Genomic DNA, 15,983 nt, shown 5'->3' with positions numbered 1-15,983 from the left:
CCCGTGGTCCGGTGGATGCATTCCCGGGGCACAGCTGTCGCATGCGTCACTTTGTGTACAAGGCATCTATGTCGGCCGCGTACGCCCGCTCTATCGCCCTGCGTCTGAGCTTGCGCGTGGGGGTGAGCAGCCCCTGCTCCTCGCCGAACGGGGTGGCCAGGATGCGGAAGGCACGGATGGACTCGGCCTGCGAGACCAGGGTGTTGGCCGCCACCACGGCCCGCCGGATCTCGGCCTCCAGCTCCGGATCCTTCACCAGCTCGGCCGCTGCGGGAGCCGTCCGGTGAAGCATCGCCAGCCAGTGCGCGACCCCCTCCGCGTCGAGCGTGACCAGCGCCGCCACGAACGGCCGGTCGTTGCCCACCACCAGGCACTGCCCCACCAGCGGATGGGCGCGCACCCGCTCCTCCAGGAGCAGGGGCGAGACGCTCTTGCCGCCCGAGGTCACCAGGATCTCCTTCTTCCGCCCGGTGATCGTCAGATAGCCGTGCGCGTCGAGACGGCCGATGTCGCCGGTGGCCAGCCAGCCGTCGCGCAGCACGGCCGCCGTCGCGCGCCGGTCGCCCAGATAGCCCGCGAACACCTGCCCGCCGCGCAGCCACACCTCCCCGTCGTCCGCAATGTGCACGCTCGTGCCGGGCACCGGCAGGCCCACCGTGCCGAACCGGGGACGCTCCGGAGGATTGGCCACCGCCGCCCCACTGGTCTCCGTCAGGCCGTACCCCTCCAGCACGGTGACGCCCGCGCCCGCGAAGAACAGCCCCAGGCGCCGCTCCATCGCCGAGCCGCCCGACATCGCGTACCGCACCCGCCCGCCGAGCGCCTCCCGGATCCGGGCGTAGACCAGCCGGTCGAAGACCTGGTGCTGCACCCGCAGGGCGGTGCCCGGCCCCGGTCCCGTGCCGAAGGACTTCCCCTCCGTCGCCTCGGCATAGCGCACGGCGACATCGGCGGCCTTCTCGAACGGCCGGCCACGACCCTCCCGCTCGGCCTCCCGCCGCGCCGCCGCGTACAACCCCTCGAAGACGTAGGGCACCGCCGCCAGGAACGTCGGGCGGAACGCCCTGAGGTCCGGCAGCAGCGCGGCCGCCGACAGCTGCGGCTGGTGGCCGAGCCGGATCCGCCCCCGGACCGCCGCCACCTGCACCATGCGGCCGAAGACGTGCGCCAGCGGCAGGAACAGCAAGGTGGCCGGCTCCTCGCCCGGCCGGCCCCGGAAGACCGGCTCGTAGCGGCGGACGATGGTGTCGGTCTCGGCCATGAGGTTGGCGTGGGTGAGCACACAGCCGCGCGGGCGGCCGGTCGTGCCGGAGGTGTAGATGACCGTCGCCGGCGAGTCGGGCGTGACCGCCATGCGGTGCCGGTGCACGACCTCGTCGGCGATGCCCGCCCCCGCGGCGGTCAGCTCGCCGAGCGCGCCCGCGTCCAGCTGCCACAGCCGGGCCAGGCACGGCAGCCGGTCGACGACCGAACCGATGGTCATCGCGTGGTCCTCGTGCTCGACGACGCACGCGGTCACCCGGGCGTCGTGCAGCATCCGGTAGACCTGCTCCGCCGAGGACGTGGGGTACATCGGCACGGGCTGGGCGCCGATCGTCCACAGCGCGAAGTCGAACAGCGTCCACTCGTAACGGGTACGGGACATGATGGCCACCCGGTCGCCGAACCGGACGCCCTGGGCGAGCAGACCCTTGGCCAGCGCCAGCACCTCGTCGCGGAAGGCGCCCGCGGTCACGTCGTGCCAGACGCCGTCCGCGCTGCGGCCGAGCGCCACCCGGTCCGGGTCCGCCGCGGCATGCTCGAAGACGACGTCCGCCAGCCCTCCGACGTGGGGCGCCGTCACCAGGGAAGGGACGGTGAACTCGCGCAACCTCTCGCTCCTCGGGACGCTCGCACAGCGCCGTGACCGTACCCGTTCCCGTCCCGGCCAGAACCCTTTCCGGCGGACCGTCTCGGCACGGAGCCCGCCGGGAGGGGATCTGCACGAAATCTCTTCGGAATCCTCCACATGTGTTCACTGGGGTGTGTGCGCTGGTGCTCATGGGGAGTGAAGGCGGTCGCCGGCCGCCAGAATCGCGTCCGCGAGCGCCTCCGCGCTGCCGCGCACCGCGGCGTCGCGCCCGGTGCCGGCCCCGTGCAGCAGGACGACGTCGACGGGACCGAGGTCCGGCAGACCCGCACGGGAGGGCACCGGGGCCAGACCGGGCGGGATCATGCCCTGCGCGTGGGCCATCACGCCCAGCCCGGCGCGGGCGGCGGCCACCAGCCCGTTGAGGCTGCCGCTGGTGCAGGCCACCCGCCAGGCCCGGCCGTGCCGCCCGAGCACCTCCAGGGCCCGGGCGCGAGTGATCGCCGGCGGCGGGAAGACGACCAGCGGCAGGGGGCGGCGGGGATCGGGACGCAGCCCCTGCGCGCCGATCCACACCAGCCGGTCCCGCCACACCAGGCGGCCGTGCGGCTCGCCCGGGTCGCGCTTGGCCAGCACCAGGTCCAGCCGGCCGGCCGCGAGCCGCTTGAGCAGGATCCCGGAGAGCCCGACCGTCAACTCCAGGTCGACGTCCGGGTGCTCGCGGCGGAACGCCTCCAGCACCTCCGGCAGGCGGGTGAGCACGAAGTCCTCCGAGGCGCCGAACCGCAGCCGGCCGTGCAGCCGCGTACCGGAGAACCACTGCGCGGCCTTCTCGTGCGCCTCCAGGATCGTCCGGGCGAAGCCCAGCATCGCCTCGCCGTCCTCGGTGAGGGCCACGCCGTGCGTGTCGCGGGAGAACAGCTGCCGCCCGGCCGCCTCCTCCAGCCGGCGGATCTGCTGACTGACCGTCGACTGACGCACCCCCAGACGGCGTGCGGCCTGCGTGAAACTCAGGGTCCGGGCCACCGCCAGGAAGGCCCGCAGCTGTACGGGATCGAACATGCTCCGTGAGCCTAGGCCGTGCCCGGCGGATCTTCGTCGCAGGGCGGTGTCGGTCTGCGGCTGCCGCCGCGCGGGCGCGACAAGCCACGACGCGCCTGCAGACAGGGCGCCGTGCCGCGCCCCGGCCCGGGGGTGGCGCGTCGACTGCGGGCCGTCGGTGGCTGATCGCGCAGTTCCCCGCGCCCCTACGGGGCGCTGCACGATCCGTCGGACACGCCCCCGCCGCCCGGGCCCGCGGATATCGCGTTCGGTGATAACAGTAAGTGCGGTGAACAGGGTTCCCGATGGGCTGGCCGAGAGGAAAAGCTGAGCCCATGCCCGCTCTCCCGTCCTTGCCCGCCGCGCTGCGCCGCCTGCCGCTGGATCCCTACATAGCCGCCCTGCTCGGCACCGTGCTGCTCGCGGCGCTCCTGCCCGCCCGCGGAGCAGCCGCGACAGCTGTCGACGGCATCTCGACCGGAGCCGTGGGCCTGCTGTTCTTCCTCTACGGCGCACGGCTGTCCACCCGCGAGGCCGTGGCGGGACTGCGCCACTGGCGTCTGCACCTGACGGTCCTCGCCTGCACCTTCGCCGTCTTCCCCCTTCTCGGACTCGCCGCCCGCGGGCTGGTGCCCCATGTGCTCACCCCCGGGCTGTACACCGGACTGCTCTTCCTGTGCCTGGTGCCGTCCACGGTGCAGTCCTCCATCGCCTTCACCTCCGTGGCCCGCGGCAATGTGCCCGCCGCGATCTGTGCCGGTACCTACTCCACCCTGGTGGGCATCGTGCTCACCCCGCTGCTGGCGGCCCTGCTGCTGGGCCGCAGCGGCGGTGGTATCTCGGCGGACTCGCTGCTGTCCGTGGTGCTGCGGCTGCTCGTGCCCTTCGTGGCCGGCCAGCTCGCCCGCCGGTGGCTCGCCGGACCGCTCGGCCGGCACCGGTCCGCGCTGGGCCTGGTGGACCGGGGCTCGATCCTGCTCGTGGTCTACGCCGCGTTCAGTGCCGGTATGACGCGCGGCGTCTGGCACCAGGTGACGCCATGGCAGCTTTGCGCCCTGGTGGCCGTCGAGGGTGCCCTGCTGGCGCTCATGCTCACCCTCACCACCCACGGCGCACGCCGGCTCGGCTTCTCGCGGGGCGACCGCATCGCCCTGACCTTCGCCGGCTCCAAGAAGAGCCTCGCCGGCGGGCTGCCGATGGCCACCGTGCTGTTCGGGGCGCAGGCGAGCCTGGCCGTGCTGCCCCTGATGCTCTTCCACCAGATGCAGCTGATGGTCGGCGCCGTGCTCGCCAAGCACTTCGCCCGCCAACAGGAGCGGCTGGAGCGACGGGAGGCGTTGAACGAGCCGGAGCCGGAGCCGGAGCCGGAGCCGGAGCCGGAGCCGGAGCCGGAGCGGGACACGTCTGCCGCGGCCGACCTGGTCCAGCGGAAGCCATAGCGCGGCACCGCTCCCGGTGTGGTGCTCACACCGGGCGCAGGACCACCTTGCCCCGGTTGGCGCGGCCCTCGACGATCTCGTGGGCCTTCGCCGCGTGCTCCAGCGGCAGCTCCACGTGCACCCGGGGACGTATGCGGCCGGAGGCGAACAGCTCCCACAACTCCTGCCGCCATCGCTCCATCACCTGCGGCCGGTTCCGGGCGATCAGGGCCATCTGGAAGCCGATCACCGACTTGGCCCCCACCAGCAGGTCGTACGCCTCGACCGTGCCGCCGCCCGAGCTGTAGGCCACCAGGCGCCCGCCCGGAGCCAGGGCGGCGACCGCCGGCTTGAGGAGCTCCCCGCCGACCGCGTCGAGCACGATGTCGACGGGTTCGCCCCACGACTCCTGTTCGTAGGTGACGACCTCGTCGGCACCGAGCGAGCGGACGAAGTCCGCCTTGGCGGCGCTGCCCACCGCGGCCACCACCCGCCCGGCACCGTGGGCCCGGGCGAGCTGCACGGCCAGGTGTCCGGCCCCGCTCGCCGCCGCCGTCACCAGCACCGACTCACCGGGCTGCGGCCGGGCCGCCGCCAGGGCGCCGCGCGCCACCAGCCCGCCCCGCACCAGCCCGATCGCGTCCACCGCGCTCGCGCCCGCCGGCACCGGCGAGGCCATGGAGGTGTGCAGGAGGGAGCAGTCGGCGTAGGCGTCCCCGAAGCACAGCCCCGTGACCCGCTCGCCCACCGTGAAGCCCGTGACGTCCGGCCCCACGGCGACGATCTCACCGGCCACTTCGCCGCCCAGGCTGCCGGGGAGCGGCAGCCCGCCCGCGCGCACCTTGCGGACCATCGGCAGCGTGACGCCGATCGCCTCGGTGCGCACCAGCAGCTCGCCGGGCCCGGGCCGGGGCACCTCGGTCTCCTCTAGCCGCAGCACCTCGGGCCCACCGTTCTCGTAATACCGCACACGACGCATGAGCGACGCACCCCCCATGGCAGATATACCGGACGGACACCATTCGTTGGGAACCCCAACGTTGGCAACCCCCACGATACTCGGCTTCATTGGGAAGTCCAATGGTTTCCGTTAGGCTCGTGCCATGGCAGACAAGGCTTCCCCCGCAGGAGTGACGGCCGCGCCGCCCGCGACCGGGCCGGCCGCCCTCGCGCGGCTGCGCACCCTCCCCAGCTGGCTGCTCAACCGCGCCTCCGCCCGCGGCCGCCGGCTCGTCACCGACGCGCTCGCCGAGGACGGGATGCGCATGCAGCACCACGCCGTGCTCTCCGCCGTCGCCGACCTCGGCCCCGTCGCCCAGGCCGAGCTCGGCCGCACCACGGGCTTCGACCCCAAGGACATGGTCGGCATCCTCAACGACCTCCAAGCGCAGGAGCTGATCACCCGCAGCCCCGACCCCGCCGACCGGCGCAAGAACGCCATCACCCTCACCCCCGCCGGCCGCGACCGCCTCGCCCGCCTCGCCGAGCTCGGCGAGCAGGCCAACGAGGCCCTCCTCGCCGGCCTCACCCCCGCCGAGCGCGAGCTCTTCCTCGCGCTCCTCGCCCGCGTGGCCGGCCAGGACGAGCGCTGAAGGCGGGGGAGCCGCAGGCGGCAGTCCCCCGAAAGCCCGGACGGCGGTCCGCCGGATCTGGTGGGATGTCACCCGCAAGTGGGGCGGCGGAGGGGAGCCGCGGACGCGGCGGCGTGGCGGCGACCCGACGGCGCCCGCTGCCCTTACACAGGGCTCAAGCGGCGCAAACCGGCGGCGTGGACGCCCGGTGCGGTACGGCACGGCACCGGCGGGGCAGGCAGACGAGGACGAGGCGGACAAGCCACCAGTGGACCAGGGCGGAACGGGGTGTCGCGTGAACCTGCAGCAACTGCACTACACCTCGACCGCCACCACGAGCCCGGACGGATCCGGGTTCCGCTTCACCGCCGCCAGCCCCGAACTGCCCATCACCCTGCTCGGCGAGGCGGAGCAGCTCATCGGCTACGAGCCCCCGGCCGACGCCCCCGAGTGCCCCTCCTCCGAGGAACTGGCCGCCTTTCCCGTGGCGTTCAGCCACAACCGCCTCTCCGACGGCAGCCGGCTGCTGTGCCGCACCGTGCGCACCGGGCCCGGGCGCGTCGGCCGCCACGGCAACTTCCACGCCCACGCCGTACGGCTGCCCGAGGGCGGCGGACTGCCCGGCGGGCTGCTGCCCATCGAGGCATGGGAGTCGCCCTCCTGGTCCGACCGGACGCCCGACGGCGGGGTGCCCGAACCGCTCACCGCCGTCGTCCCCGCCCGGCTCATCGACAAGAAGGGCCTGCTGGACTTCGTCCGGGCCCGTGCCGAGCGCCTCGAGCCCTTCCTGACGGACGTCCGCACCCTCTTCCGCACCCCCGACGCCCAGCAGATCCTCGTGGTCGAGCGCGACAGCGCCGCCATCGCGCACTGGGTCGCCGTCGCCAGCGCCGTGCTGCCGCGCGACCTTGCCGACCGGCTCACCTTCACCACCTACACCCGCCACCCCATGCTGGCCCGGCAGCAGATCGTCGGCATCTTCCCCGACGCCCGCTTCGAGTTCGTCTCCGCCGCCGCCCAGCACCGCTACCGCGTCCACGACTGCACCGGCGGCCCCTCCAGCCCCGCCCGCGCCGAACGCGACCTGTGGGCCGCCGTCGCCGCCCGCATCTGGCTCGCCGGTCGCCCCGCCCTGTTCGCCGAGGCCACCCGCCCCACCGCCGCCCCCGCCTTCGGCACCGGCCGCGGCGCCGCCGACGAGGCCGACCGGCTCGCCGCCCTCGCCGCCCGCGAGGGCATCCCCCTCGACTCGAACGGCCGTACGGCCGCCGCGCGGTGGGCCCGCACCCACAAGCCCGGCGACAGCCTCGACACCACCGTGCGCACCCGGCTGCTGGCTACCGTCGCCGCCGGCGGCACCGAGCGCACCCCCGAGGAATGGACCGTCCTGGCCTCGCTCGCCGACGAACTGTGCGCACCCGGCGCCCGCACGGCCGTCGCCCCCCTCAAGCGCGACCTGCGCGCCGAGCTCCAACGCGCCGCCGAAACCTCCGACACGCCCCTTGTCCGCTTCCTGACCCTGCTGCGCCTGGCCGAGGCCCTGCGCGTCGACCACAGCCCGGTCATGCCCGTGCTCACCGCCCGCCTGACCACCGCCCTGCTCAATGAGGCGTCCCCCGACCACAAGGTCGTCCGCGCGGCCATCGACGCCCACCCGCGGCTGCGCACCGCCGTGCTCGACTCCCTCGACCACACCGCCGCCACCGACGACCCGCGCCCCATCGCCCGCCTGCTCGCCGCGGAGCTGCCCGGCGCCGACCTCGCCGGCCGGCCCCACCTGAGCATGGCCGCCGCCATGGCCGCGGCCCTCCCGCCCTCCGCGGGACCCGCCGGAGCCGACGCAGGGCACGGCGCCGGCGAGGATCCGGAGGAGGACCGCCCCGCCTTCCTGCACGTGCTGATGAAGACCGCCGGCCCCGACCACCAGGACGCCCCCTCCGTCCTGCGCACGGCCTTCCGCCTGGTGTGGGGCGACGCGCCGCTGACCACCGCCGAGGCCGACGCCCTTCTCGACGGCATCCCGCCCGGCGCCCACCACGCGGCCGGCCTGGAGGAGCCCTTCATGCGGGCCGCCCTCACCAGCGCCCCCCAGGACCCGGTCGCCCCCCTCCTCGCCGGGAAGCTGCTGCGCGGCGCCCTCGCCGGCGGCGCCGAACTCGACCCCCGCCGCCGCGCCGCCCTGCTCCTGCTGGAACAGGCCGGTGCCCTCGCCCGCGGCGAGGCCGTGCCCGGCTGCACCGCCCGCGTGGTCGCCCTGCGCCGCCAGGCCCGGCCGCTGGAGGCGGGCATCGACGAGCGGCTGTGCGACGCTCTCGCCCGGCACCTGCTGTCCATGGACCCGCCCCCGGCCCCCACCGAACTGCCCGACCTCGTCCACTCCGAGGACGAGCACCTTCTCGCCGCGTACGCCGACGAAGCCCGCGGCGAACGGGTACGCGAGCTGCTGCACCGCACCCCCACCTACGCCGCCGTGTGCTTCGTCGCCTGGCACACCGCGCCCGACATCAGCCCGGTGTGGGACGAGATCCGCAGCGAGCTGCTGGCGGGTGTGCTGCGGCCCGAGGTGCGCCGGATGTCGACCGAGGAGATCGAGGAGATCCGCCGCTGCCTGCGGCAGGTCGGCGGCCAGTGGGCCGAGATCTTCCACGAGTGGGACCGCTTCGGCGTGCTCGGCCGCATCGGCGGCCGCTGGCGCGCACGGGGCTCGCGCCTCTAGGGCGTGTCCGGCGGATCGTGCAGCGCCCTGCGGCTGCCGCCGCGCCCCGGCGCGACACGGCACCCCGCCTGCGGGCGCGTCGTGGCTTGTCGCGCAGTTCCCCGCGCCTCTATGGGGCACCGTCGGCTGGTGCAGCGCCCCGCGCCCCCTACGACGCGCCGCCCTCCTTCAGCACCACGCGTTCCGCGCCGGCGTAGACGTTCATCGACGCGCCGCGCAGGAAGCCGATCAGCGTCATCCCGCTCTCCACGGCCAGGTCGACGGCCAGCGACGACGGCGCCGAGACCGCCGCCAGCACCGGGATGCCGGCCATCACGGCCTTTTGCACCAGCTCGAAGGAGGCGCGCCCGGAGACCAGCAGCACGCTGCCCGCCAGCGGTAGCAGCCCCTCGCGCAGGGCGTGCCCCACGAGTTTGTCGACGGCGTTGTGCCGGCCCACGTCCTCGCGGACGTCCAGCAGCTCCCCGGCCGCGGTGAACAGGGCCGCCGCGTGCAGGCCGCCGGTGCGGTCGAAGACGCGCTGCGCCGCGCGCAGCCGGTCCGGCAGTTCGGCCAGCAGCGAGGGCTCCAGCCGCAGCGGTCCGCCGGGGCCGTCCGCAACCGGCCAGCGGGCCGTGGTGCGCACCGCCTCCAGGCTCGCCTTCCCGCACAGCCCGCAGGAGGACGTCGTGTAGACGTTGCGCTCCAGCGTGACGTCCGGCAGGGGCACGCCGGGTGCGAGCCGGACGTCCACCACGTTGTAGGTGTTGCCGCCGTCGGCCGTGGCCCCCGCGCAGTAGACGATGTTCGCCAGCTCCTCGGCGCTGCCGAGGACGCCCTCGCTCACGAGGAAGCCCGCGGCCAGGTCGAAGTCGTCGCCGGGCGTGCGCATGGTGACGGCCAGCGGCCTGCCGCCCACCCGGATCTCCAGCGGCTCCTCGGCCACGAGCGTGTCCGCCCGCGCCCCGGCGACCCCCTCGCGCACGCGGACGACGCGGCGGCGTGCGGTGACCCGACCCATCCAGAACCAACCCCTCACATGACAGTGCCCGCCCGCACGCTCTCATGCCCGCGCCCCACCGAGGACGCCCCCCTTGGCCCGCCCGCCCCCACTTGTCCGCCATTGCCCCGTATGCGGCGGCGAAAGCCCTGGTCAAAGGCGCTCCGAAACCTTGATAGAGTTATCCATGTCGCCGCGGGGAACACCCCGCAGAGACAGACACCTTGTCCGGGTGGCGGAATGGCAGACGCGCTAGCTTGAGGTGCTAGTGCCCTTTATCGGGCGTGGGGGTTCAAGTCCCCCCTCGGACACCACAGAAGGACCCCGGCTCTGCCGGGGTCCTTCCGGTTTTCCGGGGCTTCAGTGGTGACGGGCCTTCGTCCGGTCCACGGCTGCCACTCCGATGGCCGCGAGGGCGATCTGGATCAGCCACTCGATCCAGTCGATGCCACCCGTGACCGAGACGTGCAGGGCTCGTGCGATGGCCGTGCCGGCCAGGGCCGCTGCGATGCCGATGACAATCATCAGCCAGATGGGGACGTGCTGGCGTCCCGGAAGGACGAGTCGGCCGAGCAGGCCGATGACGAATCCGATCACCAGCGCGCTGAGAATGCCCGAGATCTCCATGGGGGACTCACTTCCGCGGAGGGGCCGAGCGGATCATCCGCCACTCGCTCGTTTATGCTAGCTCTTTTTGTTCGCATAAACCCCCTTCCTCGGTAAACGGGATGGATGGGATAATCGGGAGTGCATATCCGGGAAGACGGCGACCATGAACGACCATGAACGACCGTGAGCACAGGGACCCGGCAGACCGCGTGTCCGCCGTGGAGGCCCTGCACAGCGCGGCCGAGCAGCTGACGGAGCTCCTCGGCCGGCGCCCGGAGTCGGTCTCCGCGCTGAAGCCCACCGAAGAGGGCTGGGAGGCCCGGGTCGAGGTCGTGGAAGTGGAGCGCGTTCCCGAGACGACCAGCGTGATGGCCAGCTATCAGGTCGTCCTGGATCCGGCCGGCCGGCTGCTGGCCTACGAGCGCGGGCAGCGTTACACGCGTGCGCAGACGGACAGGGACGGTCGCGAGCGCTAGCCCCGGCCCGCCCCTTCCACACGAAGGGAAGAGATCGTGACTCTGACTCCGCAGGGCGGTGCACTGCCGACCGGGGGCGGCGGACGGTCCGGAAACCTCTACGACGTGCTGGATCTGGTCCTCGACCGCGGTCTGGTGATCGACGTCTTCGCCCGCGTGTCGCTCGTGGGCATCGAACTGCTGAAGGTGGACGCCCGGATCGTGGTGGCCAGCGTCGACACCTACCTCCGCTTCGCCGAGGCCTGCAACCGGCTCGATCTGGAATCCGGCCAGAAGGCCCCGGCCAAGCTCCCCGAGATGGTGCAGGGCGTCGTCGAGGGCGGTGCCCGCAGCAAGAGCAAAGGGGCCCTGACCGGGGCAGTAGAGGCCATCACGGACTCGCTGCACAAGGGGGACGACCGGGAGGAGGAAGAGGAGCCCGAGCCCTCCGCCCGCGAGTCCCGCCACAAGGAGGCCTCGCACAGGCCCCGCCGCTCCTCGCGGCCGAGGGAGGAATGAGCCATGCCGGTGTACGTCTACGCCATCACCACGGCCGCCCATCCCCTGCGCCTGGAGGACGTCGGCGGTGTCGGGGAACCGCCCGAGCGGTTGTACGCGATCGGTGACGATGCGCTGCGTGCAGTGGTCAGCCGTGCGCCCGAGGACCTGACGGCGGCCCGGCGGGACCTGGCGGCCCACCACGCCGTCCAGGAACGGCTGTGGGCCGAGGGCAGCACCCTCCCCATGAGCTTCGGTTTCGTCGCGCCCGACGAGGACGCCGTACGGGCCGTCCTGCGCGAGAGGGCGCAGCAGTTCACCGCGGCCCTGGAGGAGCTGTCCGGCCGCGTGGAGTTCAACGTCAAGGGCCTCGGGAACGAGGAGGCGTTGCTCCGCGAGGTGCTCGCCTCCTCCGAGCGTGCCCGCGGCCTGAACGAGGCGACGCGCGACGGCGGCGGTACGTACGAGGACCGGCTGGCGCTCGGGCAGCTCGTGGCCGAGGAGGTCCAGGCCCGGCAGGAGGCCCTGGCGGCGGAGGTCGTCGGGGCGCTGCGCCCGCTCGGGTGCCGCGAACAGCTCTCGCCGCCCTCCGGCCAGTACTTCCTCAACGCCTCGTTCCTCGTCGACGAGGACAAGGCGGAGGAGTTCTCCCGGACGGGTGAGCAACTGGCCGAGCGGTGCGCGGACGTGGCCGAGCTCCGCGTGCGCGGACCGCTGCCGCCGTACAGCTTCGCCTGAACGGGCGTGGGAGGAGCAATTCGTGGGACTGCTGACCGGGCTGCTGACCCTGCCGATCGCTCCCGTGCGGGGCGTCCGGTGGGTCGCGGACAAGATCCGCCTCGCGGCGGAGCAGGAACTCGACGACCCCGCCGCGGTCCAGGAGGAGCTCGCCGCGCTCGAGCGGGCCCGCAACGAGGGGCGCATCGGAGAGGAGGAGTTCGCACAGCGGGAGGACGCGTTGCTGGCGGAGCTGATGGCGGCCCGGCAGCGACCCGGCTACGGCGGCTGACGGTGCCGCTGCCTGCGGCTCCTTCCCCGTCGGAACAAGAGAAGGCGGAGATGATGAACAACGCCAAGATCGGGGCGGCCGTCCTCGGGGGCTATGTACTGGGCCGCACCAAGAAGGCCAAACTGGCCATAGGACTCGGCTCGCTGCTGGCCGGCTCGCGGCTCAGGCCCGGTGAGCTCGGCAAGACCCTTGCCCAGTCCCCCTTCCTGGGCAACGTCAGCGAGCAGGTGCGCAAGGAGCTGCTGTCCGCCGGCAGGTCGGCGGCGACGACCGTGCTGTCGGCCAAGGCCGAGCACCTGGCCGACTCCCTGCACGAGCGGACCACCGGTCTGCGCGAGAAGGGCGAACAGGTCACCGGCAGGAGCTCCGAGAAGAGCACCGGCAGGAGCGGTGGCAGGGAAAGGGCCGCCGACGAGGGGGAGCGGGCATCGGGACACAGGACGCGGGCACGAGCCGGCCAGGACAAGGCGGCCGCCTCCTCGCACCGGACGTCGCGGTCGGGCAGTGCGTCCCGCACCCGCGAGACGCACGAGGAGCAGACGCACGGCAAGGCGGACTCCGGCCGTTCCACCGGCGGCGCGCACAGGACGCGAGGAGGTCGTGATGGCTGAGCGCGGGGCGACGGGCCGCGGTGCGGCCGGCGGCGCGGGACTGCGCGAGCGCGTGCAGGCCAATCCGGGCGCCAACCGTCTGGTGGAGGAGGCCGAGGCCTACGTCCAGGCACGGGTCGAGCAAGTAATGGACGACATGGTGCACCGCCTGGAGGATGCGGCGACCCGCATCGGCGAGGCGCACCTGGGCCCGCACGAACTGCTCGGCGTCCTGGGAGACGGTGGCCGGCGGCTGAAGGCCGGTGCCTCCCCGAGCGCGGCGGTGCTCGGTGCGGCCGCCTCGCACGCCAAGGACGCGCTGGTGGGAAAGGTCAAGGATCTCTCCGGCAAGCGGCAGGAGCGCAAGCGCTCGGGCGCGCCGGCCGGTACCAAGAGCCTGATGATCGTCGAGGACGTGGAGGTCGGCGTACCGCTGCGGGAGGCGTACGACCAGTGGACGCAGTTCCAGGACTTCGGCAGGTTCGCCAAGGGTGTCGTGAACGTGGAGAAGGAGGACGACAGTACGTCGCAGTGGCAGGTGAAGATCGCCAAGGCGACCCGGCACTGGCAGGGCAAGGTCACCGAGATGGTGCCGGACGAGCGCATCGCCTGGACGTCCGAAGCGGCCAAGGGCACGACCAAGGGCGTGGTCACCTTCCACCCGCTGGGCGAGAACCTCACCAAGGTGCTGCTGGTGATGGAGTACTTCCCCCACGGGCTGGTGGAGAAGACCGGTGCATTGATGCGGGCCCAGGGCCGTCGCGCCCGGCTGGACCTGAAGCTCTACCGGGCCTTCCTGACCATGCGCGGTGAGGCCACGGGTGGCTGGCGGGGTGAGATCCGCGACGGCGAAGTGGTCCGCGAGCCCGAGGAGGACGAGAAGGGGGGCGGACGCGAAGCCGAGGAGCGCGGCGACGAGCAGGACGAGCGCTACGACGACGAGTCCGCGCAACCCTACGAGGACGAGGACGAGGACGCGTACGAGGAGGAGGCCGAGGAGGAGGACGACAAGGGCCGCTCCCGGGAACCCTACGGGGACGGCGAGGACGAGTACGAGTACGAGGACGAGTACGAGGGGGACGAGGGCGCCTACGAGGAGGAGGCCGAGGAGGAGCCGCAGCGCCGCCGCTCCGGGCGATGACCTCGCCCGGGGGCCCTAGGCGAAGGAGGTCGATGCCACCGTGACCGAGCCCGTTCCCTCTTCCGGTGGCCCGACGAGCCCGTTCTACCCGTACGGGCAGCAGGGCAGCAGTGCCAACCTCGCCGACATTCTCGAACGCGTGCTGGACAAGGGCATCGTCATCGTCGGGGACATCAAGATAAATCTCCTCGACATCGAACTGCTCACCATCAAACTGCGCCTGCTGGTGGCCTCCGTGGACAAGGCGAAGGAAATCGGCATCGACTGGTGGGAGCACGACCCCGCCCTGTCGTCGCGCGCGGACGAACGGCGTGAGCTCGAGGAGCAGAACGAGCGCCTGCGGGCGGAGGTCAGGACGCTCAGGCAACGTGCCGCCAGGCCGCCCCGCCCGCCGGAGCGCCTCCGCGGCGGGGAGCGACGCCCCGCCGACGAGCCGGCGCGCGGTGTCGAGCCGGCCCGTGGCAGGCGGCGGTCCCGTGACGACGAGGACCACGGCTGAGGGGCCCGGAGGGAGGAGCAATGGCCGGCACGCTCAGCTACGCCTACGCCGTGGTGGCGTTCGACCCGTCCCTGGAACGCACCGCCCTGGCCGGGCTGCGTGGCGTGGCCGACGGCCCGGTCGCGCTGGTGCGTGCCGGTGACCTGGCGGCGGCCGTCAGCCCGGTGCCCGAGAGCGACTTCTCGCAGTCCGCGCTGCGGGCGCACCTGGAGGACCTCGACTGGCTGGAGCGCACGGCACGGGCCCACCACCTGGTCGTCGAGACCCTCGCCGCCCGCACGACCGTCCTGCCGCTGCGGTTGGCCACGGTCTACCTCGACGACGCACGCGTCGCGCAGATGCTGAGCGACGGGCGGCACGCGTTCGCCGGGCTGCTCGACCGGCTCGACGGGCACGCGGAGTGGGGCGTCAAGGTGTATGTGGAGGCGCCCGCCGGCGCGGCCGCCCCGCAGGCCGCCGCCGGATCGCCGGAGGCGCCCGACCCGGGCCGTGCCTACCTGCGTCAGCGTCGCCACCAGCACCAGGAGCGCCGGGACGCCTGGCGTGCGGCGCAGGAGGTCGTGCGCCGCATCGATGCCGTGGCCGGGGGCCTGGCCGCCGAACGGGCCCGGCACCGGCCGCAGGAGGGCCGCCTGGCGGGCACCCGGGGGGAGAACGTCGCCAACGACGCGTATCTCGTCCCGCTCGGGCGGGCGGAGGAGTTTCGCCGCCGGGTCGGCGAGGCCGCCGTGGGCGCCCCCGGTGTCCGGGTGGAGATCACCGGGCCCTGGGCCCCGTACTCCTTCGCCGGGCCGGGCGCGCCACAGGAGGCGGTCCCCCCATGACCCCGTACGCGGACGAGGACCGGCCCGTGGCGCAGCAGCAGGTGGCCCTGATCGACCTGTTGGACCGGCTGCTCAGCGGTGGGGTCGTGCTGACCGGGGACCTCGTCCTGTCGATCGCCGACATCGACCTGGTGCGCATCTCGCTGCGGGCCGTGGTGGTGGCCGTCCGCGAGCAGGCCGAGGAGCAGTGGGCTCCGCTGCTGCCGGGCGGTGGATCCGCGCAGGGCGGTGAGGACCGTGCCGGGCCGTGACGAGCACGCCGCACCCGGACCCGATCGCCGGCAGGAGGTCGCCCGGGCGGCGTCGCGTGCCCTGTCGATGATTCCGGCCCGCCCCGACGAACTCCCGCCGCTGCGCGCCGGCGGTCGCAGCGCCGCCGAGCGCCTGCACACCGACCCCGACACGGTGGAGAGGGACCTGGTCCGCCTCGTGCTGACGATCGTCGAACTCCTGCGCCAGCTGATGGAGCGGCAGGCGCTCCGCCGCGTCGACGAGGGCGGCCTGAGTGACGACCAGGAGGAGCGGCTCGGACTCACCTTGAAGATCCTCAACGATCGCATGGAGGAGCTGTGCGACCAGTACGGGCTGACGGCGCAGGACCTCAACATCGATCTCGGCCCCCTCGGCACGCTGCTGTGACGGGCGTGGCCGCCGTCCCTGCGCGCCCCCACCAGACCTCCCCACCAAACCTCCGCACGAAGCCCGCAAGGCCCCCTGGTGCGCCCCATTGATCCCTCCCTCTCCCATCCCGGACGATAAGGGCTGACAGAGGGGGAGAGCGGCC

18 protein-coding genes and 1 tRNA gene are annotated in these 15,983 nt (G+C 73.5%); 14 read left to right on the top strand and 5 right to left on the bottom strand.

All coding sequences use genetic code 11. The features are described from left to right. Positions 1-46: 46 nt before the first annotated feature. Both AC27L3_RS04360 and AC27L3_RS04355 read right to left on the bottom strand, forming a co-directional pair. Positions 47-1,870 (bottom strand): AMP-dependent synthetase/ligase, encoded by a 1,824-nt coding sequence (locus AC27L3_RS04360; protein WP_487232663.1) that lies wholly within the window; start codon positions 1,868-1,870, stop codon positions 47-49. 168 nt (positions 1,871-2,038) lie between these two features. Beyond that, positions 2,039-2,911, bottom strand: coding sequence for a LysR family transcriptional regulator (locus AC27L3_RS04355; protein ID WP_487232662.1), 873 nt, complete (start codon positions 2,909-2,911; stop codon positions 2,039-2,041). Between the two features lie 314 nt (positions 2,912-3,225). On the opposite strand from AC27L3_RS04355, the gene AC27L3_RS04350 reads away from it, so the two are divergent. Continuing rightward, positions 3,226-4,329, top strand: coding sequence for a bile acid:sodium symporter family protein (locus tag AC27L3_RS04350; protein WP_487232661.1), 1,104 nt, complete (start codon positions 3,226-3,228; stop codon positions 4,327-4,329). A gap of 25 nt (positions 4,330-4,354) precedes the next feature. On the opposite strand, the gene AC27L3_RS04345 is transcribed toward AC27L3_RS04350, so the two are convergent. After that, positions 4,355-5,287, bottom strand: a complete 933-nt coding sequence (locus AC27L3_RS04345; protein ID WP_487232660.1) for a quinone oxidoreductase family protein — start codon at positions 5,285-5,287, stop codon at positions 4,355-4,357. A gap of 124 nt (positions 5,288-5,411) precedes the next feature. Between AC27L3_RS04345 and AC27L3_RS04340 the strand changes: the two genes are divergently transcribed. After that, a complete protein-coding gene (locus tag AC27L3_RS04340) occupies positions 5,412-5,900 on the top strand; it encodes a MarR family winged helix-turn-helix transcriptional regulator (RefSeq protein WP_487232659.1) in 489 nt (162 codons plus the stop codon). 274 nt (positions 5,901-6,174) lie between these two features. After that, a complete protein-coding gene (locus tag AC27L3_RS04335) occupies positions 6,175-8,595 on the top strand; it encodes a GTPase-associated protein 1-related protein (RefSeq protein ID WP_487232658.1) in 2,421 nt (806 codons plus the stop codon). A 148-nt stretch (positions 8,596-8,743) separates the two neighbouring features. Here AC27L3_RS04335 and fdhD read toward each other — a convergent pair whose 3' ends face one another. After that, positions 8,744-9,595 (bottom strand): formate dehydrogenase accessory sulfurtransferase FdhD, encoded by an 852-nt coding sequence (gene fdhD, locus AC27L3_RS04330; protein ID WP_487232657.1) that lies wholly within the window; start codon positions 9,593-9,595, stop codon positions 8,744-8,746. Between the two features lie 205 nt (positions 9,596-9,800). Here fdhD and AC27L3_RS04325 point away from each other — a divergent pair. After that, positions 9,801-9,888: transfer RNA gene (locus AC27L3_RS04325), tRNA-Leu, on the top strand. Positions 9,889-9,934: 46 nt separating this feature from the next. Here the strand turns inward: AC27L3_RS04325 and AC27L3_RS04320 are convergent. After that, positions 9,935-10,201, bottom strand: coding sequence for a GlsB/YeaQ/YmgE family stress response membrane protein (locus AC27L3_RS04320; RefSeq protein ID WP_487232656.1), 267 nt, complete (start codon positions 10,199-10,201; stop codon positions 9,935-9,937). A gap of 155 nt (positions 10,202-10,356) precedes the next feature. Between AC27L3_RS04320 and gvpO the strand changes: the two genes are divergently transcribed. From gvpO to AC27L3_RS04270, 10 genes are read left to right on the top strand one after another with little or no spacing between them, the layout of a single operon-like run. Then, a complete protein-coding gene (gvpO, locus tag AC27L3_RS04315; protein ID WP_487232655.1) occupies positions 10,357-10,659 on the top strand; it encodes a gas vesicle protein GvpO in 303 nt (100 codons plus the stop codon). Between the two features lie 42 nt (positions 10,660-10,701). Next, positions 10,702-11,157 carry a gas vesicle structural protein GvpA gene (locus AC27L3_RS04310; RefSeq protein ID WP_487232807.1) on the top strand — a complete coding sequence of 152 codons (456 nt, stop codon included), beginning with the start codon at positions 10,702-10,704 and terminating at the stop codon, positions 11,155-11,157. 3 nt (positions 11,158-11,160) lie between these two features. After that, entirely contained in the window at positions 11,161-11,874 is a 714-nt protein-coding gene (locus tag AC27L3_RS04305) for a GvpL/GvpF family gas vesicle protein (protein ID WP_487232654.1), read from the top strand. A gap of 22 nt (positions 11,875-11,896) precedes the next feature. Then, on the top strand, positions 11,897-12,145 hold the full coding sequence (locus AC27L3_RS04300; protein ID WP_487232653.1) for a gas vesicle protein GvpG: 249 nt from the start codon (positions 11,897-11,899) through the stop codon (positions 12,143-12,145). A 50-nt stretch (positions 12,146-12,195) separates the two neighbouring features. Beyond that, positions 12,196-12,756, top strand: coding sequence for an ABC transporter substrate-binding protein (locus AC27L3_RS04295; protein ID WP_487232652.1), 561 nt, complete (start codon positions 12,196-12,198; stop codon positions 12,754-12,756). After that, positions 12,749-13,876, top strand: a complete 1,128-nt coding sequence (locus AC27L3_RS04290) for an SRPBCC family protein (RefSeq protein ID WP_487232651.1) — start codon at positions 12,749-12,751, stop codon at positions 13,874-13,876. Before AC27L3_RS04295 ends, AC27L3_RS04290 begins: the two co-directional genes overlap by 8 nt. Before the next feature lie 40 nt (positions 13,877-13,916). Next, positions 13,917-14,375 (top strand): gas vesicle protein, encoded by a 459-nt coding sequence (locus AC27L3_RS04285; RefSeq protein ID WP_487232650.1) that lies wholly within the window; start codon positions 13,917-13,919, stop codon positions 14,373-14,375. A gap of 20 nt (positions 14,376-14,395) precedes the next feature. Then, positions 14,396-15,199, top strand: coding sequence for a GvpL/GvpF family gas vesicle protein (locus AC27L3_RS04280; RefSeq protein ID WP_487232649.1), 804 nt, complete (start codon positions 14,396-14,398; stop codon positions 15,197-15,199). Next, on the top strand, positions 15,196-15,450 hold the full coding sequence (locus tag AC27L3_RS04275; RefSeq protein ID WP_487232648.1) for a gas vesicle protein: 255 nt from the start codon (positions 15,196-15,198) through the stop codon (positions 15,448-15,450). Before AC27L3_RS04280 ends, AC27L3_RS04275 begins: the two co-directional genes overlap by 4 nt. Beyond that, positions 15,437-15,838, top strand: coding sequence for a gas vesicle protein K (locus AC27L3_RS04270; RefSeq protein ID WP_487232647.1), 402 nt, complete (start codon positions 15,437-15,439; stop codon positions 15,836-15,838). The genes AC27L3_RS04275 and AC27L3_RS04270 overlap by 14 nt, the downstream gene beginning before the upstream one ends. The last annotated feature ends 145 nt before the right edge of the window (positions 15,839-15,983 follow it).

Source organism: Streptomyces sp. PKA51, from assembly GCF_057552455.1.
Note: the sequence above shows the minus strand (reverse complement) of the source record. Positions and strands in the feature narration are given on the sequence as shown.